The 20,136-nt window shown below is 40.8% G+C and carries 14 protein-coding genes; 10 read left to right on the top strand and 4 right to left on the bottom strand.

Annotation, left to right across the window (positions count from 1 at the left end):
• The first annotated feature begins 39 nt into the window (after positions 1–39).
• Positions 40–1,527 carry an IS1380 family transposase gene (locus tag QI031_RS14880; RefSeq protein WP_281481118.1) on the top strand — a complete coding sequence of 496 codons (1,488 nt, stop codon included), beginning with the start codon at positions 40–42 and terminating at the stop codon, positions 1,525–1,527.
• A gap of 278 nt (positions 1,528–1,805) precedes the next feature.
• Here the strand turns inward: QI031_RS14880 and cimA are convergent, their stop codons facing one another.
• Positions 1,806–3,446 carry a citramalate synthase gene (gene cimA / locus QI031_RS14875; RefSeq protein ID WP_281485888.1) on the bottom strand — a complete coding sequence of 547 codons (1,641 nt, stop codon included), beginning with the start codon at positions 3,444–3,446 and terminating at the stop codon, positions 1,806–1,808.
• A gap of 78 nt (positions 3,447–3,524) precedes the next feature.
• Here cimA and QI031_RS14870 point away from each other — a divergent pair, with 78 nt between their 5' ends.
• The 6 genes from QI031_RS14870 (at position 3,525) to QI031_RS14845 (ending at position 11,023) form a co-directional block, all read left to right on the top strand.
• Positions 3,525–3,848 carry a 2Fe-2S iron-sulfur cluster-binding protein gene (locus tag QI031_RS14870; protein ID WP_281485887.1) on the top strand — a complete coding sequence of 108 codons (324 nt, stop codon included), beginning with the start codon at positions 3,525–3,527 and terminating at the stop codon, positions 3,846–3,848.
• A gap of 36 nt (positions 3,849–3,884) precedes the next feature.
• Entirely contained in the window at positions 3,885–4,298 is a 414-nt protein-coding gene (locus QI031_RS14865; protein WP_281485886.1) for a hypothetical protein, read from the top strand.
• Between the two features lie 95 nt (positions 4,299–4,393).
• Positions 4,394–6,349 carry a glycine oxidase ThiO gene (thiO, locus tag QI031_RS14860; protein WP_281485885.1) on the top strand — a complete coding sequence of 652 codons (1,956 nt, stop codon included), beginning with the start codon at positions 4,394–4,396 and terminating at the stop codon, positions 6,347–6,349.
• Between the two features lie 224 nt (positions 6,350–6,573).
• Positions 6,574–6,753 carry a photosystem II assembly protein Psb34 gene (psb34, locus tag QI031_RS14855; RefSeq protein WP_281485884.1) on the top strand — a complete coding sequence of 60 codons (180 nt, stop codon included), beginning with the start codon at positions 6,574–6,576 and terminating at the stop codon, positions 6,751–6,753.
• A gap of 249 nt (positions 6,754–7,002) precedes the next feature.
• A complete protein-coding gene (locus QI031_RS14850) occupies positions 7,003–9,201 on the top strand; it encodes a tetratricopeptide repeat protein (RefSeq protein ID WP_281485883.1) in 2,199 nt (732 codons plus the stop codon).
• A gap of 547 nt (positions 9,202–9,748) precedes the next feature.
• Positions 9,749–11,023: a mannosyltransferase family protein gene (locus QI031_RS14845; RefSeq protein ID WP_281485882.1), complete on the top strand. Its 1,275-nt coding sequence runs from the start codon at positions 9,749–9,751 to the stop codon at positions 11,021–11,023.
• Positions 11,024–11,084: 61 nt separating this feature from the next.
• Here the strand turns inward: QI031_RS14845 and QI031_RS14840 are convergent, their stop codons facing one another.
• Together QI031_RS14840 and argS are read right to left on the bottom strand one after the other, a co-directional pair.
• Positions 11,085–11,993 (bottom strand): polysaccharide deacetylase family protein, encoded by a 909-nt coding sequence (locus tag QI031_RS14840; protein WP_281485881.1) that lies wholly within the window; start codon positions 11,991–11,993, stop codon positions 11,085–11,087.
• Positions 11,994–13,169: 1,176 nt separating this feature from the next.
• On the bottom strand, positions 13,170–14,936 hold the full coding sequence (gene argS, locus QI031_RS14830; protein ID WP_281485880.1) for an arginine--tRNA ligase: 1,767 nt from the start codon (positions 14,934–14,936) through the stop codon (positions 13,170–13,172).
• A 101-nt stretch (positions 14,937–15,037) separates the two neighbouring features.
• On the opposite strand from argS, the gene QI031_RS14825 reads away from it, so the two are divergent.
• Positions 15,038–15,745 (top strand): Uma2 family endonuclease, encoded by a 708-nt coding sequence (locus tag QI031_RS14825; RefSeq protein ID WP_281485879.1) that lies wholly within the window; start codon positions 15,038–15,040, stop codon positions 15,743–15,745.
• A gap of 212 nt (positions 15,746–15,957) precedes the next feature.
• On the opposite strand, the gene QI031_RS14820 is transcribed toward QI031_RS14825, so the two are convergent.
• The gene (locus QI031_RS14820) at positions 15,958–18,249 is read right to left on the bottom strand and encodes an alpha-glucosidase (protein ID WP_281485878.1); all 2,292 of its coding nucleotides are present in this window, start codon (positions 18,247–18,249) and stop codon (positions 15,958–15,960) included.
• Between the two features lie 218 nt (positions 18,250–18,467).
• Between QI031_RS14820 and QI031_RS14815 the strand changes: the two genes are divergently transcribed.
• Together QI031_RS14815 and accB are read left to right on the top strand one after the other, a co-directional pair.
• On the top strand, positions 18,468–19,337 hold the full coding sequence (locus tag QI031_RS14815; RefSeq protein ID WP_281485877.1) for a hypothetical protein: 870 nt from the start codon (positions 18,468–18,470) through the stop codon (positions 19,335–19,337).
• Positions 19,338–19,592: 255 nt separating this feature from the next.
• Entirely contained in the window at positions 19,593–20,126 is a 534-nt protein-coding gene (gene accB, locus QI031_RS14810; RefSeq protein WP_281485876.1) for an acetyl-CoA carboxylase biotin carboxyl carrier protein, read from the top strand.
• Positions 20,127–20,136 lie beyond the last annotated feature (10 nt).

The raw sequence follows: 20,136 nt of genomic DNA, 5'->3' as shown, positions 1-20,136 counted from the left end.
AAAATGTATATAGGATAAGCATTTCAGCAGTTATAAAGCATGACCCCGACTTTCACAGATCGTACACCAAAACAATTCAAATTCTCCGGGGAAAAATCACACCCGATTGTAGTTAATTTTCAGGGTGGGACGGTAACATCGGATGCAGGATTAAGCTTAATTGCGGAAATAGACAGAAAATTAGAAATCACATCAAAATTTGCACAGTGTTTCCAAGATTACCGTCAACCAAATCGAGTTGACCATTCAATAGAGAGTTTAATTAAACAACGTATATACGGGTTGGTCATGGGATATGAAGACTTAAATGACCACGAGGAATTACGTCAAGACCCGATGTTTGCTCTAGCAGTGTTAAAAACAATGGGAATAGAGGATGAACCAACAATATTGGCAGGAAAAAGTACATTAAATCGGCTGGAACATTGTCCAGAAGATGTGGAACAAGGAGCAGACAGCCGTTACCATAAAATTGGGCATTGTCCATCAGAAATTGAAAGCTTATTTGTCAAAATATTTCTAGAATCTCACGCCAAAGAACCAAGGCAAATTATTTTGGATCTAGATGTAACCGATGATTTAGTACACGGTTCGCAGGAGCAAGTTTTCTTCAACACTTATTATGGAGGATACTGCTATGCTCCACTTTATATATTTTGTGGAAAACATCTATTAGCAGCCAAACTGCGCCCTTCTAATGTAGACCCAGCATTTGGGGCGTTATCAGAATTACAAAGAGTCATTAAACAAATACGTCAACAATGGAAGAATGTTGAGATTCTAGTACGTGGAGATAGTGCCTATTCTAGGGACGATATTATGACGTGGTGTGAATCACAGCCCGGTTTAGATTATGTTTTTGGATTAGCGCAAAATAGTCGTTTAATTGGGATGACTACGACGATTCAAAGTAGAGCCTCACTTGAGTTTGAGCAGAAATTATCAACAGCAGTTTCGTTTTTGGAAACAGTATTTAAACCAGATGAACAGCTTCCAAGGCTTGCTTGTGACTTGATTGATAACTCAATTTGGTATAAGTCATTAGACTATCAAACTCGTGAATCTTGGAGTCGTAGTCGTCGTGTTGTTTGTAAGGTTGAATATGGAGCAAAGGGGACTAATATTCGTTTTGTTGTAACAACTCTTGCTACCAATAAAGTACCACCTAGTCAACTATATAAACAAAAATATTGTCAGCGAGGGGAGATGGAAAATCGTTTTAAAGAACAACAACTAGAACTTTTTAGTGATAGAACAAGCACCCACACATTTCCAGGGAACCAATTACGTTTATGGTTTTCTTCTTTAGCTTACGTTTTGATGAATGCTTTGCGCCAAAAATGTTTAACTAAAACTGAATTACAAAATGCTACTGTTGGAACTATTCGTACCAAGTTATTGAAGTTAGGAGCTTTAATTACTGTAAATACACGCTGTATTTTAATTGCAATTACTAGTTCTTGCCCATACAAAAATATCTTTGCTACTGCTCATAGACGTTTAAGAATGCTGACTAATACTGCTTAATTTTAAGTTAAATTGCCTTTGACTTATTTCTAATCAGTTATACTTTGGGCTTAGGTTGATTCAAGATTCAAGTCTTGTTTTGTCATGCTTAATTTTATGAGCAGAGCATTTTAATTTTACTCCCCATAAAAAAATAGTGATTATTTTACCTTTATAAATGCGGTTTTATACTTAATTTATCTCTACACCTAAATTTTGATTGATGATGTATCAAAAAAATGCCTCACATCAGGTCATGTAAATTGATTTTTCACTACTTGTGAGAAATCCGGGTTTAATCAACTAGAAACTTTCAACGCAGTTTCGGCTTGAGAATGTAACAACAAACCATATTCCAATCCCTCTACTACTGCTTGATAAGAAGCTGCCAGGATATTAGTCGAAACTCCTACAGTCGTCCATCGTTGATAACCATTACCTGATTCTGCCAGTACGCGGGTTTTCGCAGCTGTGCCTGTATGTCCGTCAATAATCCGCACTTTGTAGTCTGTTAATTCAAAAGTGGCAAGTTGGGGATAAAAGTTCACCAAAGCCTTACGTAAGGCGGCATCCAATGCTGCAACAGGGCCGTTACCTTCTGCTGCTTCCAAAATATTCTTGCCACTGACGGCTACTTTGACTGTAGCTAAAGCATTGTTAGTTTCTTTGCCCTCAACCAAGTCACAGTGAACTTGAAAACCTTTGATTTCAAAGAACTGCTGACGGCCGCCTAAAGCTTCATACATCAATAGGGCAAAACTAGCCTCTGCTGCTTCAAATTGATATCCTTGACTTTCTAAATCTTTGAGGCGTTGGAGAATTTGTCGGGCTTCTGGGGTTTGTTTATCCAACTCAATCCCAAAAGTACGGGCTTTCGCTAAAACATTGCTGAGTCCCGATTGTTCGGAAATGACGATGCGGCGATGATTACCGACTTGTTCTGGTTGAATGTGTTCGTAAGTCAGGGGATTACGTTCTACTGCGGAAACATGAATACCACCTTTATGGGCAAAAGCCGAACGTCCTACAAAGGGTGCGTGTTCATCAGGGGCAAGATTTACTACTTCACTGACAAAGCGACTAACTTCTGTAAGTTGATTTAGCTGGTGTTCTCCGATACAACTGTAACCTAGCTTCAGTTGTAAATTAGGTATTAACGAACAAAGGTTAGCATTACCACAACGTTCACCATAACCGTTAATTGTACCTTGTACCATTCTTGCCCCTGCCATCACGGCAGCTAAGGCATTGGCTACGGCCATATCCGAATCATTATGAGTATGGATGCCGATTTGGGGAATTGTCATTGATTCTTGACCAACAACAAGTGATAAATGACTATTGACTGCTTGAACAGATTGGCTGACCTCCTGGGGCAATGTACCGCCATTTGTATCACAAAGTACTAGCCATTCAGCACCACCTGCGATCGCAGCTTCTAATGTCTGTAAAGCATAATCAAGATTGTGCTTATAGCCATCAAACCAGTGTTCTGCATCATAGATCACGCGCCGCCCTTGCGAGCAGAAATACTCGACAGTATCGCGGATCATAGCCAAGTTTTCTTCTAAACTCGTCTTAAGACTTGCTGTGACGTGTAAATCCCAAGATTTGCCAAAAATTGTCACCCAACGCGTACCCGCAGTCAAGATTGCTTGTAGCATCGGTTCGGCAGCAGCAGTAGTGTTGGGTCGTCGAGTTGAACAAAATGCCACAATTTCTGATTGTTTAAGCGGATCTTCTTGCAATTGCCAGAAAAACTGAACATCCTTAGGATTAGCACCCGGCCAACCACCTTCAATAAAAGGAACTCCCAATTGATCGAGTCTTTTGGCAATGCGTAACTTATCTTCTATAGAAACTGATAACCCTTCGCGTTGAGTGCCATCCCGTAATGTGGTGTCATAGAGCCAAATTTGAGGTGAGGGTTTTGTGGTCATAAGACAGGGACTTTCGAGACAACTTTTAAGGCAATGTGCCAAGATGATACAACAAGCCAGTTTGGCAATTTAAGAAAAATGCCCAAGATAATAACTCAAGAAAAAACTATTGAGTGCGTTCGCGGAGCTAATTTACGCCAAATTTTGCTGCAAAATGGTATTGACCTCTACAATGGCGGTGCTAAAGTAATAAACTGTCGAGGAATTGGCAGCTGTGGTACTTGTGCGGTCAAGGTAGACGGTGAAGTCTCTGCGGCGAATTGGCGTGACAAAGTGCGACGTTCGCTTCCTCCCCATTCTCCTACAAGAGACCTGCGTTTAGCCTGTCAAACTCAGGTTATGGGCGATGTGACAGTGACAAAATTTGACGGATTTTGGGGTCAAGGTTCTCAGTTAGGATAAAAACCAGAAGGTTAGGTTACAAAGGAGACAAATAATATGGGTAGATGGACACCGCTAATTCTGATGGCTGGAGGCTTGGCTATTTTGCTAGGTACATTACTAGGCATTAACTTTCCGATGGGAGAGCAACGAACCGCTAGTAACAATACTCCCAGCGGCAGAAAATCACAAGTTCTCCCAGCTAATATTAATGTTAATAGCTCTGCTCCCAATACGAATAGGGGTAATAATACCGCAACTGAAGGTAGGAGTGGTGTTGCCCAGGAGAATTTCAACTCTAATGAAGATACAAATAGCACTGCGGAAAACAATGGCAGTTCTACTGAAAGTACGACTAGTGTTGCTCAAAATAACTCTCCTAGCGATTCCTTTCCATCTTCTGACACTACAACAGACACGTCATCAAGTGATAATAATCAGGGCAATCAACCGATTCGGGCTTTGTGGTAGGGGTTAGTTACGAGTTATTTAGTTATCAGTTATGAGCTATGAGTTATTAGTTATGTACTAATAAGAAGTGTCTAACTATCAAAGACTCATGACTAATGACTAGTGACATTTTAATTATTGGTGGCGGCGTTATTGGCTTGGCGATCGCCGTTGAACTTAAATTGCGCGGGGCAAACGTCACCGTGCTTTGCCGTGATTTTCAAGCTGCTGCCACTCATGCTGCTGCTGGGATGTTAGCACCAGATGCGGAACAAATTCCAGATGACGCAATGGGTTGTTTGTGTAGGCGATCGCGTTCATTATATCCAGAGTGGACGCGCAAACTAGAAGAATTGACCAGTTTAAATACTAATTACTGGTCTTGCGGCAGCTTAACACCCATTTATGAACAGAAAAATAATAATGGTTCTTTGCTGCCATCCTCGCGTGAATCCCCTGCTTACTGGTTAGATCAAACTGCAATTCATCAATATCAACCAGGATTAGGAAAAGAAATAATTGGTGGCTGGTGGTATCCAGAAGATGCCCAAGTTGATAACCGCGCCTTAGCAAATGTACTTGGGACTGCGGCTGAATCTCTGGGTGTTGAACTTAAAGATGGCATTACAGTAGAAGCATTTATACAACAACAAAAACAAGTCATCGGTGTACAAACCAGCGCTGGAGTAATTCATGCTGGTCATTATGTATTAGCCACAGGTGCTTGGTCAAATGAATTATTACCGCTACCCGTGCAACCTCGAAAAGGGCAAATGTTGAGTGTGCGAGTGCCGGAATTTGTACCAGAATTGCCTTTAAAGCGGGTTTTGTTTGGAGAGGATGTTTATATCGTACCCAGACGCGATCGCATCATCATTGGCGCAACTAGTGAAGATGTTGGCTTTACCCCCAATAATACCCCCGCAGGGATTCAAACTTTACTCCAACAAGCCATCCGTTTATATCCCCAATTACAAAATTATCCCATCCAAGAATTGTGGTGGGGATTTCGCCCCACTACCCCCGATGAATTACCCATCCTTGGCACTAGCCATTGTCAAAATTTAACTTTGGCCACAGGTCATCACCGCAATGGTATTTTGCTTGCACCCGCCACCGCAGCATTGATTGCTGATTTGATCTGGGAACAAAAATCTGATTCTTTATTATCTCATTTCCACTATTCTCGCTTTCACACTCAATCATCTACCTCCATGCTGACCCACTCTGCTAATTTCACCAACGGACATCGTTCTGCGATATCTCAATTTTCCACTTTAGATTCTCCACTAATTATTGCTGGTAAAACTTTCCAATCGCGCCTGATGACAGGAACAGGTAAATACCGCACCGTTGAGGAAATGCAGCAAAGTGTTGTTGCTAGTGGTTGCGAAATTGTCACCGTGGCAGTGCGGCGGGTACAAACAAAAGCACCGGGACATGAGGGTTTAGCCGAAGCCCTAGATTGGACAAAAATTTGGATGTTGCCGAATACCGCCGGTTGTCAAACCGCAGAAGAAGCAATTCGTGTAGCCCGTTTGGGGCGAGAAATGGCGAAATTATTAGGACAGGAAGATAACAACTTTGTCAAGCTAGAAGTAATACCCGATCCTAAATATTTACTTCCTGATCCGATTGGGACATTGCAAGCCGCAGAACAATTAGTTAAAGAAGGTTTTGCGGTATTGCCCTATATTAATGCTGACCCGATGTTAGCCAAACGTCTAGAAGATATCGGCTGTGCCACAGTCATGCCTTTAGCTTCACCCATTGGTTCGGGACAAGGATTGAAGACAACTGCTAATATCCAAATCATCATTGAAAATGCTGGTATCCCAGTGGTAGTAGATGCTGGGATTGGTTCGCCATCAGAAGCCGCCCAGGCGATGGAATTGGGGGCAGATGCCTTATTGATTAATAGTGCGATCGCTTTAGCCAAAAATCCCGCAGCAATGGCTCATGCGATGAATTTAGCAGCAGTTGCCGGACGCTTGGCATATCTTGCCGGCAGAATGCCAATGAAAGACTATGCAAGTGCTAGTTCACCACTCAGCGGTACTATTACTAGCTAGTGTAGGGAGGCAAAGGGGCAGCACTTCGGCTTGCTTCGACTGCGCTCAGCAACCAACGCTCAGTGACCGGAGGCAAGGGAGCAGGGGGATAAAGAAGAGGAATTGCACCTGCTTGTTTTTGATTCTGGATTTTTAAGTGATGTTACGATTTGTCTCTTAATATGAGAGCATAATATATAGATTTCTGTAACATTAATGAAAGATTCAGAATAAGGAACTCATTCATGCCCTATACAAGCGAAGAAGGCGGTCGCCTGAATAATTTTGCCCAAGAACCAAAGGTTTACCAAGCAGAACCCCCTACAGAGGGACAAAAACGTAATTATATTATCTTGGGAGTCGCCGCTACAGCTTTGGTTGGCGGCTTAATTTTTGTTGCCTTCTCTGTTTCTAATGTCAGTTAAGCATCAACAGTTTTAATAAAAATTAATTTTTTGGTCTTCAGGTTCCCCTTTTGGTAGGAGCCTGGTTTTTTATTTTTTGTGAAAATTGCAATAGTTTACACAGTATCTAATTATACTTTTATTTTCTAATTAATCTTAAAGCTTGTTTTATCATAAAATTTGACGCTTCTTAAAATTACGAATTACGAATTACGAATTACGAATTGGTATTAAGAAGATATAAACTGTATCTTTGGCTCTTTAGCCGCCATGAGCGTGAATGATACTGCACACTCCAATAATTTTGCTTGGAATCGGCAAGTCTATCACCGTCTAAAACTTGCCCTCAGTCTCGACTTACGGCGGCAACTCTTTTTAGCTGTCTGTGATGATTTACATTTGAGAAATCAAGTAGCGGCTCGCTTGCATTCAACTTTGGCTTATCCAGTTGGACAAGTCTTATATCAACCATTACATAGACAAGCGACTAGCACTCCAGCTTATCCGCGATTGGTGACTTTGCGGCTGAATTTAAACGATCCAAATCCCATAGCTCAGATCAATCAATGGTTGGCCAATTATCCACCGCCAGTTGTGGGTACATCAAAAGATACACCTGGAAGACCGTTGCCCATACCGACATTCCAGATTGTAGGTGTGGAGCAGCTAACTAAACAATCGGTTGCTGTACAGCGTTCTTTTTTACATCATCTACGTTTCAGTGAGCAGTATTTTTCTGGTCAAGAATCTAGTCGATTTATTGAATCTAGTGTGTTGTTGTGGGTATCACGTCCTTGGTTCTCTACTATTCAACAGTCGGTTCCTCAGTTTTGGCGTTGGCGTACTGGTGTATTCATGTTTGCTGGAGAACCCACACCAACGACAAAAAATCCAGACTATCCAGAACGTTTTTCCAATTCTAGAAGTTCAGATTTAAAAAATTTAGAGCAATCTATTCTAGATGAACTAGAAAAATCGGTCATTGAAGCAGAACCTCAAAGTACGGATATTACAGAAAAAATTTTTGGTGATGATGCAAATTTGACAGCAAAGTCACAGTCACCCGACGAAGATGCAACCCCGGAATTATTACAGACTGTGCCACAGCAACAAGTATCCACTGCTAGGTCAAGTAGTAATAGCTCATCGCTGTCATCATTAACTCATGTGAGCAAAGAATTAAAAGAGCTAGTCATAGCAACGATGAATCAGAAAATTGCTCAAAATAAACAGGACAATTGGCAACCGCAACAACTTTTGTTAGAAATTGAGGGTTTACATTCACAGCAAGCTTCAGGGGAAGTTCTAGCAGCAGCTTATCAGCAGTTAGGAAACTTATATCGGCTGCGGATTGAGCAAGGACAGTCAAACCTAGAAAATTTGATGGTAGCAATTGTTGCTTATCAAGAAGCGATCGCCTACGATGATGCTTCACCACAACTTGCAGATATTTTAAATGATTTGGGTACACTTTACTGGATGCTACATCGCATCCCACCCAATTCAGCCGAAGCGCAAACTTATATTGAGCAAGGAATTGAATTTTATCAATTTGCTTTAAAGTCAATTTCACCACAGACGCATCCAGAAACTTATGCGCGGGTACAAAATAATCTGGGAACAGCTTATGGTGATTTAGCTCGTTTTTCACAACCGATTGAAAACTGGGAACAAGCAGTTTCAGCTTATACAGAAGCTTTACGCTATCGTACAGCCGAAATAGATCCTTTAAAGTATGCAGCTTGCCAGAATAATTTAGGTACTGCTTATTGGCATTTAGGACAATATAATCAACCAGTGGTACATTTACAACAAGCGATCGCAGCTTATAATGAAGCATTAACTCACTACAACGCCGCACAAGAACCACTCAAATATGGCATGATTCAAAATAATATCGGCACTGCCTATTGGAATCTTGCCCAATACGAACAACCAGCTCAAAATCTAAAATTAGCTATTGATGTCTACCGGGAAGCTTTAAAATATCGGACTCCAGCTAATGTTCCCAATGCTTGCGCCGCTACACAAAATAATCTTGGGACTGCTTACTGGCATTTAGCAAACTTACCTGAGACGACCAAAGATGTTAGACAAGCTTTACTTAAACTATGTATTAATGCTTATGAAGAAGCCATTGCCTTAGCTCACTCACTTAGTAATACATCTTTAAATTTTGATTTGTTTGCTGCTCATAATAACTTGGGATTAGCACATTATCAGTTAGTGACAGACCAATATTTTAGTGGTGAAAAAGCAGCGCGATCGCAACATTTAGAAGCAGCATTAAACAACCATCTACAAGCTTTAAATGGATTGAAAGAACAACCAGAAGCTGAGCAAATAACCCTAACTTATATTGTCAAAACGATTCGGGCTTTCCACAATGAATTAGGGATACAAGGACAAAATCTGGCTTTATCTAAAGTCCCTGGTTATTTGATACCAAAAATTTTACCAAAATTGTAATTGATCTAATTCCATAGTTTGATTTATTTCTGTTAGTTTACTTAAGTAAGTCGTTAAGCTCATCCCACCCCTGGAAGGGGCGGGATTTCGTGTCAGTGGTCAGTAGTCAGTTGACGAGTGCTACTGACCACTGACTACTGATACTTGACGGTGGCGGGGCGACTATCCCGGACACTCCTTGAAGAAGTGGGCTTCCCGCCGCCTTTTGGTGAGAATAAATTAAACTATGTTAACTAATGTAAGCTTGGCTAAAATTAGCTCGTAGTAATACCGTTTAACAAGTACTGGCAATCATTAAGTTTAGTAAATCTCCTCAATTTACAAAATTGATTTTATGCATCCTCAGCTAATTTCCTCATGATTTGATGAATACTTAATACAGCCAATTACTGTTACTAATTTCATCAATTTCCTTTGGGTATGCCACTTTTATATAGTATTTATGTACTACATAAATGTGATCGCACTGTGCCAGTTGCGTAAGTCCTGGCTAAAAACAACTGACAACTGACCCGCATAACGTAAATCTTTTAAAACATTAAAACTTATGGCTCAAGTTCAGTTAAGACTCGAAAAAATATCATGGAAAAATGATTTATTCTTTCCTGCTGTGATGTGGCTGGCTAGCAGAATGTTTATATGGACTGCCATGTTGCTGGTTGCTCCCTTATTACCGATACCACCAGAAAAAGTCACGCCGACATTTGGCTGGGGAGTTTTTGACGCTTGGGATACTGTGCATTATCGAGCGATCGCAATTTCTAGTTATGAGTTTGTCAACGACGGCAAGGGTCATAATATCGCGTTTTTTCCCCTGTTTCCTTTCTTGATTCGTGGGCTGATGCATCTAGGCTTGTCGTTTGAAGCAGCTGGCACACTGATAAACAACTTAGCATTTTTACTTACACTTTACTTTTTATACTTCTGGGCTAAAAAATTTTATGGCAGTAGTGCTGCACGTTGGTCTACTGCTGTTATTGCTTGGTGTCCGTTATCTATATTTACTACTGTAATTTATACTGAAGGACTATATTTATTGCTTAGTACAGCCGCTTTACAAGCCTTCGATCAACAACAATATGGCTGGACAACTGTTTGGGGGGCAATGGCGACAGCTACACGTCCTACAGGTATAGCACTGATCCCAGCATTTGCGATCGCAGCTTGGAAACAACGCAGACCTCCTATTGCTTACATTGCAGGTTTAGCAGTTGCTATTGGCATACTGCTATTTAGCTTATATTGTGCGATTAATTTTGGTGATCCCTTAGCATTTATCACAGCCCAAAAAGGGTGGCGACCTTCTTTAGGATTTGATTGGCTAGGTTGGTGGAAAATGCTGATGCAAATTACAGTTGGCACAACTAATTGGAAGTATGGTTCCATTAAAGACCCTTTGCCTCCTTTATTGTTTGCTGTGATTGTCAGCGGCGCTTATATGTTGTGGCGTTACCGTCAAAAATTGGGCGCTATCAAAGTAGACTATGGTTTTGCCATTTTAATTTTATTGTGGTGGATATTAGGAGGCGACCCATTGATTAACATGGCCGCAGTTTTGGGCGGCGCTTACTTGTTGTGGCACTTACGCACAGAATTGACACCTATTACTTTGATTTATGGCTGCTGCGGTTTGGGGTTAATTTTCGCTTCTGGGGGAACTTGGTCACTCAGTCGTCTTGCTTACGGCATTGTCTCATTAAGTGTAGCTTTGGGCATATTGTTATCTCGTCATCCTCGTTGGGGATACTTGACGCTATTTTTCTTTCTTATTTTACTTGCCACCTTCTCTATTCGATTTGCTCAAGATCTCTGGGTAGGTTGATCTTATGCTTCTTTTGGTGTCTAGATCCCCAACTTTTTAAAGAAGTCGGGGATCTAACTTTTCACTTTTTATTTGCAATTAACTTATGGTCTTTATCTTGCATGTCTAAAAGTTCTGGAACGGTGACAAAACTATAGCCTTGCTTGCGAAAGCCAGTAATAATTTCTGGTAAAGCTTGGACGGTTTTGGTACGATTACCGCCTCCATCATGCATTAATACAATTCCACCGGGTTTTGCCAGCCTGAAAACATTATTAATTAACTTGGGTACATTCAGACGCGAGTAGTCTAATGAATCAGAAGACCACATAATGATTGCATACTTGCTACTTCTAGCGTAGGCTACTACGCCATTGTGCATAATACCTCCAGGTGGTCGAAATAAATTGGTTTTAACACCTGTAGTTTTATAAATCAGATCTGTTGTATGGTCAACTTCATAGGCGGCGGCCTGTTGATTCATGTAATGATACCAGTGATGCCAAGTATGATTACCAATAGCGTGACCTTCAGCTATCACCCGCTTTATTAAGTCTGGATAATTCTTGACGTTCTGTCCTACGACAAAGAATGTACCTTTAATATTATTTTCTTTAAGAATATTTAATACTTGCGCTGTACTTTCAGGCCAAGGCCCATCATCAAAAGTCAAAGCTATTACTTTTTGACCTTGACTAAGTTTTGCTGAATTAATAGTTACTCCTTGAAAGCGGGGTGCTACAGCATAAGAAAGGCCTTTTGTTTTGGCCTCTTGCTGCCAACTTGTAAGCATTGCTGCTTTTAACTCCTCAATCCGCTGCTGAGTTCCTACTCTTGCAGTCGTGTTATTTACATTTATACTTTGCCCACTTTGGGCTTCAGAAGCATTTGGCTTAATCAGCATCATTAAGCCAACACTCAAACTCGCGCTTAAACCTAGCAGCGCAATTAATATTCCTTGTGGCCAAAAAAATGACTTATTGTTTTCCACTTCATAACTCCCTTTAAGGTCGAACCAGTAGTTATGGTTCTGACGGTAATTTATAACAAGTTTTTCTAAATATTTAGATACCCAGATTTTTTCGGAGAATCTTAAATTTTGGAATATAGATTCACAGAAATTAATAAATCTAAGCTATAGCTTATAAAGCTTTAATTGCAAGTTACGATATTTAGCTTTGGATAGTCAATCTATAAGTTTTTATAGTTGATTAAGTTACATTCTACTGCTTAGTACCATTGCTTCCTTTTTAAGAAAAAGTTAAGTTTTCAGCTTAAAAAATACCGTTATCTGCGTTCTATAAAGCAAGTAGACGGTAATCATATAAATATAGTTTCCCATTGCCAAGGGGCTTTTAGTAGTTAATCTATATACTGTTTGCTGATTAATTTATTTAAAACAATCTTATGGGCTACTCAGCTTTAACTTTGAAGCTGATAGTTCATCAAGAAGGGGAAGAGGGAAAGATAAAAACCGACAAGGGGTGCGGCAGTCGTTCATGGGTGAAACCACGCCAGTTCCTACAAGTCGGGAAACCGCAAGGGCGGACTGGCTCCCCAAGACAGCGCTGCCTTACCGTACTTCGTCCCGCTACGCAAGTGGCGCGACTTTTCCCTTTTCCCTTTAACCTTTTCCCCTCTGATTTATTAAGTACCTACCTATAGATTAATTTCAAATACTAGTGGCTTTTCGCTTACTACTGTTACTCCCCAATAAAAAGGGACTATTACCTAATTAATATAAGAATTTTAGATAAATAGTTACAGTATAACTACGGAATTTCATTGCTGTATTACAACCGAGAAATCCTAATTAGGTTTGCTGAGAATTTATTCAGGAAATGTTTGTAATATTTAATACTAAAAAATAAGATTTACTGGAGTCAGAAGACGCGATCGCATTCGTACACTTTAACTTATAATTTTATTTTGCCAGACTAGTAATACTACTCCTACTACAATCAAGCTCAATCCCACTAGTAATGCAAGATTTGACCATCAATATATTCACTAGCCGGTTTGGTTTCTGGTAGTGACAAAAACTCTGCCAAGGTTAGATTTTTTTGTGGTGTTTGTACCATTTGCGATCGCCTCTTATTTAATCTAAACTTAGTGGTTACTTTTGATTAACCACTAAGGCACAAAGACACTAAGAAATACTTGATTTTTACATTCTCTCTAATACCTGGATTCCTAATAGAGATAATCCTAGTTTTAAAGTTTTAGCTGTCAAATCACACAGAACTAAGCGTGATGTCCGTTGTGGTTCCTCTGCATTCAGCACTTGTACCCCTTGATTGCGATCATAAAATTGATTAAATTTCTTACTCAATTCGTATAAATATTCACATAAACGGTTAGGCAGTAAATCTTGCTCTACAGTACTAATAATTTCATCCATTTGCATTAAATATTTAGCAAGTGCTAGTTCTGTTTCATGCTCTAATACAACTTTGGCATTGTCTGCCAATTCGTCAAAGTTAATACCACCTTTGCGGCTAATACCTTGAATCCGCGCATAAGCATACAGCATATAAGGTGCAGTATTACCCTTGAGATCCAACATTTTATCGTAGCTAAAAATATAGTTACTGGTGCGGTTTTGGCTTAAGTCAGCATATTTCACCGCACTGATACCAACTACCTCGGCAACTTCATTAATAAATTCTGGCGTTTCTTGGCGCTGTTCTTCTTGTAATCTTTTTTCTAAGTCTATACGAGAACGAACGATCGCCTCATCTAATAAATCCCGCAATCTCACAGTATCGCCAGAACGAGTTTTAAATTTTTTACCATCTTCCCCTAACACCAAACCAAAGGGAACATGCACAAGTTCCACATCGTCAGGAATCCATCCGGCTTTACGTGCTACCTGAAAAAATTGGGCAAAATGGTTGGATTGTCCGGCATCTGTGACATAAATTATCCGCTTTGCTTCATCTTGTTGAATCCGGTAACGCAAAGATGCTAAATCTGTTGTGGCGTAATTGTAGCCACCATCGGATTTCTGCACAATTAAAGGCAGAGGTTCACCTTCTCTGTTGGTAAAACCTTCTAAAAAAACGCATTTTGCGCCTTGGTTTTCTACTAGTAAACCGGATGCGTCTAAATCTTCGACAACAGATGGTAATAAAGGATTGTAGAAAGATTCGCCCCGTTCTGTTATTTGAACATCCAGTAAGTCATAAATTATCTGAAACTCCCGCCGCGATTGTTCGCACAGCAGTTTCCAAGCATGTAGTGTATCTTCTGCACCTGTTTGTAATCTGACGACTTCTTGACGTGCCGTTTCTTGAAATACTTCATCTGCATCAAACCGTAACTTAGCTTGACGATAAAAGCTAACTAAATCGCCAATATCTAAAGCATTAGCAGTAGTCAGGGCTTCTGGGGAAACTTCCCGCAGATATGTAATTAACATGCCAAACTGCGTACCCCAATCACCGACATGATTCAGTCGCAGGACATCATGACCTTGAAATTCTAAAATCCGGGCAATAGAATCACCAATAATCGTTGAACGTAAATGTCCAACGTGCATTTCTTTGGCAATGTTGGGACTGGAAAAATCGACAATTTCTCGTTGTGGTGTTTTTGTTGTGGGGATTCCTAGCCTGGAATCTGTCTGAATAGCTTGCAATTGTGCTTCTAGATATTCTGTTTTTAGTTTGAGATTAATAAAACCAGGCCCAGCTATCTCCGGTGATTCGCAGATTTCTGACACATCTAGTTTATCAACGATCGCAGCTGCGATCGCTCTTGGTTGTTTTCCTAACTTTTTACTCAACGATAAAGCAACATTCGCCTGATAATCACCAAACCTCGGATTGCTAGCAGCAACCAAAATCGGATCTACTCCGGCGTAGTCAGCGCCAAAAGCAGCTACCAAAGCCTGCTCAAATTTCAGTTTTAGTTGTTCTTGTGTAGCGTTCATAAGTAAATATTATCTGTTTGAGGGGGCAATGGGCTGCTTGATGGTAAGACATTCTCAATCAAGCCCTAAAATATAGTTACATAGTTACAGTGAAGACCGTTATGGTACATTACCACCCAATGGACTGTCTTCCATCATCGGCAGAATTGCCCGACTCTGACGATACTCCAGTGGATAACGAGCTACAAAATCTCATTCCCAATTTGTTAGAAGCAATTTTAGCTTTAGCATGGAGCAATCGCACCGATTGGTTTTTTGGTGTGGATATGGGCATCTATTATGCTCCCAGCCAGCCACCATTAGTACCAGATGGATTTCTTAGCTTAGGTGTAGAACGCTTTATTGGTGAAGAAGGACGTTTAAGTTATGTCCTGTGGGAAGAAGATGGTATTGTTCCTATCTTTGCTCTAGAAGTAGTTTCTAAAACTTACGGTGGCGAATACGAAAAGAAAAAACTTGACTATGCCCAATTAGGAATTTTATATTACGCAATTTATGTACCCAGTCGCAAATATCGACGCAAGCGAGATCCTCTAGAAGTTTATCGCTTAGTTGATGGAGATTATATTTTGCAATCAGGTTCGCAAATTTGGCTACCAGAAATTGGCTTAGCAATTGGACGAGAACGCGGTGTTTACTTGGGGCGATCGCGTGAGTGGTTATACTGGTATGATCAACAAGGAAATAAATTATCTACGCCAGAAGAATTAGTACAACAGCAAACAGAACGAGCAGAACAACAACAACAACGAGCGGAACGACTCGCTCAAAGGTTGCGGGATTTGGGGATTAATCCAGAAGATATTTAGAAGTATTGGGCAAGTGGGCATGGGGCATTGGGCATGGGAAAGAGGTAGTGTTTCGACTACGCTCAACAACCAAGGCAGGGTGCGGGGTGCAGAGGGGAAGAAGAAAAATTACCTATTTCTCCCTGCTCCCTGCTCCCTGCTCCCCTGCCTCTTCCCCTGCTCCCTGCCCCCTGCCTCCTCTGCTGAGAGTGATGGAATAACGCTTCAAAATCTTATGCTGATGGCGCTCCGGTAAGTATATTTTTTGTCTTGAAATTCTCTAAGACTGATTCAATTGCTTTAGACCCTTTGCGGTAAAATACAGCAGGTTGTCCGAGGGGAGCAGGTACTTTTTGCCGTATACCTGTTGTTAAACTACCGTAAGTATTGCCACTCCATAAGTGAGTCCATTCGCCAGCCGGAAAATATACATTAAGGCTCTTTTGACCTGGCTTTAGCACTGGTGCAACTAAGAACTCACGACCTAAGAGAAACTGATCTTCTAGTTTGTAAACATGAGGATCGTCAGGATAATGCAAAACAAGATGGCGAACAAGGGGATATCCTTTAATTGCCGCTTCTGTCATTAATTCCCGGCGATATGGAGCTAACGCCGCATAGACTTTTGACCAATAACTGAAAGTTGTGAAGGTATGTTTATCTGTATAAAATTGAACATTTTTATCTGGTTGATTGCCTTCATGAGTGCGGAATATGGGAGTAAAAGCATTCATTTCCATCCATCGATAGAGTAGTTCCCGCGATCGCTTAAATCCGACACCAATGGCTTCTAAAATTGGGTTAGCAATACTTGTATACCCACCAATATCGCTGTGATTGATGCTTAACCCAGAAAGACCACCACTAATCATGCCTTTAAGAGCGCTGGTGATGCCATCATTCTTACCCCAACTAGTATTTTGATCTCCTAACCACATGCTTGTGCTGTGAGATGGAGTTTTTAAGAATCCGGCTCGATTAAAAAACCAAGCGTCGCCTTCTTGATTCTGTTCTTGAATAGCTTCTCGGTTTAATCTGACCCAATCAACCGGATATTCATTGTGATAAAGTAGCCCAGATTCATCGGCAGCATACACGCCATCAAACGGTGCTGCTTCTGCAAAATCAGCCATCCAGAATTTAGCACCTTTACCTAGCACTTCGTCTTTAAGAATGCTTTTGAACCATTTGCGGGCATCAGGATTAGTCACATCAAGTAAAGCCGCAGAGAAGTCAGTACTTTCGATTAAGTATGGTTTGGCGGCTTGATTTTTAACTACAAAGCCTTGTTCTATAGCTTCTTGATAGAGATGACGCTGTTTTTGGTCTGGCTGTAAAGGACGCTCGACTAAAAAGGGGTTGACGTATACCCCAACTGCAATTTTTGCCTTTGCCAAATCATTTACCAACTGTTGCCAACCTGGATAAGTGCTTTCATCAAGTTGCCAATTCCACCATAACTGTTTTCCGGCGATCGTGCGACGTTGACCAACCCAGTCTTGAAGCCAAAATCCAGCAATAGGAGTGTCAAAGTCGCGTAACTGCGACCACACTCGCCGGACAAACTCCGTACCTCCTTGCATACCGATGATCGCCCCACTATGAAGCCAATCGGGAAGTGGTGGCATCCGTCCCACATAGTTGGTATAAAGTTCAATAATATCTAAAGGTGACTCACCGCAAAGGATGCGCCCTTGCATACAACTAGATACAACTCGGATAGTTGCAATTTGCGGATCACGCAAGTTGAAAATTGTCGGTTCGGTGTTAGTCAGAAATATTGAGCGCCTTTTGTTAGTAAAAAAGTAGGGCATAGGGGCATAACTGGAAAATCTATTACCAGAAACACCTAGTAGATTCAGGGCTTTCGGGGCGCGATCGCCTCGACCAATTCCCCCTTCTTCGCAAACAATCGGTATCCATTGTCCTTTGCAGTCAATGTCAGAAAATTGCTCTCCAAAACCATAAAAGTGTTCGTCAGCAGAAGTAACAAATTGCAACTGTATTTGATTAACATAACCATCGGTAATTTGCAGTTGAAAGTTGAGTTCTCTTGAGCCGACAGTCTGTAATATCAAGACATATTGAAGCCCGTCATCTGCACTTTGGCTACTTAAAAGACGACCGTAGATTTCTAAGGTATCGTCTTCTTGCTTGATGCCGTCAATAATTTGATGGGTAAAATCGGCATATTTGCGTTCGTCAATTTCTATAGAACCTCGTTCCTCAGTGATATTAAGACGAACATTACCTCCACTAACAAAGCTTTCACCAGGGGATGTTTGCAATACTGGCAATGCTTCATTACTTTGATGACTAATCCGCAAACTGGGTTTTTTTGTGTTGCTACCTTGCCAATCAACCGTGAATTGTCCCAACTTAAAGCTTTGACTAGGTACAGAAGTCGAAATCTTACCAAGCGGAATCATCTTCCAACGACTCAGCTTTTTCAGTGGTTCAGCTAGAAGTCTTAAAAACCGTTTCAGCACCCAACCGTTACAGGCAACAGTGTATGGGGGGTACATAACTGGGTACGGAGATTGCCAAGGAGCTTTCATCAGTTCTATAAATTAAAATTAAATCTTATTTGATACAACCAATTAGGTGCAACTAATCTAGTGTGTGTTTATGGTCTGATACAAATTCAGAGTTGATGGAAATCTTAATTTATTTTTAGCTTTTTTATCGGCTCAAATTAAAAATCGGCTAAAGTTTCAGTTACCCTGAATACAAACCAATAACATTGAACGATTTACCCTTGCAAATATCCACTGTCAAACCAAATTATCAACCACAAACTAGTGATACAAATATAGAGGCTGACATTTATCTATTTACTCGATTGCGGCAACTCTCACTTGCTCAACGGATAAAAATGTTTGCTGCCCATGACAGTGGTATAAAAAAATTATGTTTAGCAGGTATTAAATTACGACATCGCGATGCTCCTTTAGAAGAAATTAGGCGTATATTCGCTCGTGCCATGCTGGCAGAAAAATTCTCTCTTGAGTTTGAGCTAAAAGGTGTTGATGAAAGCATGTGGATTCAGGATTCAATTACGCTTGCAGGGGAACTCCACCAACTTTTTGTGTCTATTAATATTCCTTATTATGTCAGTGGGGGTGTAGCCAGTTCAATTCACGGTGAACCCCGTTCAACTCGTGATCTAGATTTGGTTGTCAAAGTTGAAATTGACCAAATTGATTTGTTAGTCAAGACACTGGAAGCAGCAGGATATTATTGTCCAGTCGGTGCGGTTGAAGATTTGAAGCAAGGGTATGAAGGGATGCTCAACATCACACATACTGAAACGATCGCCAATGCCGATTTGTATATCACAGATACTTCACCATTTGCAGTGTCGCAGATGGCACGCCGAATATTGCCCAATTTAGATGGAATACCTCCATTTTGGATTGCCTCAGCAGAGGATGTGATTTTGCAAAAGTTGCACTGGGGTCGGGGTAGTCAATCCGAAAAACAGCGGCGTGATGTATTGGGAATACTCAAACTACAAGCCCAAAATTTGGACTACGCCTATCTTACAGCATGGGCAGAACGTTTAAATGTAGTTGATGCTTTTAGTCAAGCCTTGACTGAAGTTGGTTTATGAGTCGTGATGCGTAAAACCCGCAGATTCATCTGGGGGATACAAACGAACAGCTAAATTTATTTAGCAATTCAATTTAATGTTACCAATACAAATCATTGAATTAAGCAAAATATTTGGGATGTTGCAAAAAGCTAAATCAATACTAACATAATGAATGTTCTCTTAATACAAGAGTTACCCTATGTTGGTAACTTGAGAGATTTTTGTAGTATCACTAGTTGTTTAATATCTGAATTAGATAAGGTTAAATAATCTGTGCCACTAGACTTTAATGAACTTAACAAACTCCTAGTCACAATTGCTGAAAGTGACTTTGCAGAACTAACCCTGAAAACTGATGATTTTGAACTAACAGTACACAAAGCTGTTGGTGTCAACGAGCAACAGCTACCTGCAAACCAACCAGAGTTTCAAGGAGCCTTAAGTGGAGCGATCGCAACAACACCAAACTCTGGAGTTAACATGGCGATCAGTGGAACAGTTGGCTCTACGGGGAATGCATCTTCAGAGCAGTTAACAATAGCTGCATCGTTACCAACGGGGCCAAAATTAGTTGATATGGTTTCCCCAATGGTAGGAACCTTTTATAGCGCTCCGGCTCCTAGCGAACCACCTTTTGTAGAAGTAGGCGATCGCATTAAAGTTGGCCAAACGGTCTGTATTATTGAAGCCATGAAGCTGATGAACGAAATTGAGGCTGAAGTATCTGGACAAATTGTGGAAATTCTAGTGCAGAATGGTTCTCCCGTGGAATTTGGACAACAATTGGTGCGAATCAAACCAGAGTAGGAAAGACAAG

It is taken from the genome of Halotia branconii CENA392, from assembly GCF_029953635.1.
In the GTDB taxonomy this organism is placed as follows: domain Bacteria; phylum Cyanobacteriota; class Cyanobacteriia; order Cyanobacteriales; family Nostocaceae; genus Halotia; species Halotia branconii.
The sequence above is the reverse complement of the archived record's forward strand: the minus strand, read 5'-3'. Positions and strand labels throughout refer to the sequence as shown.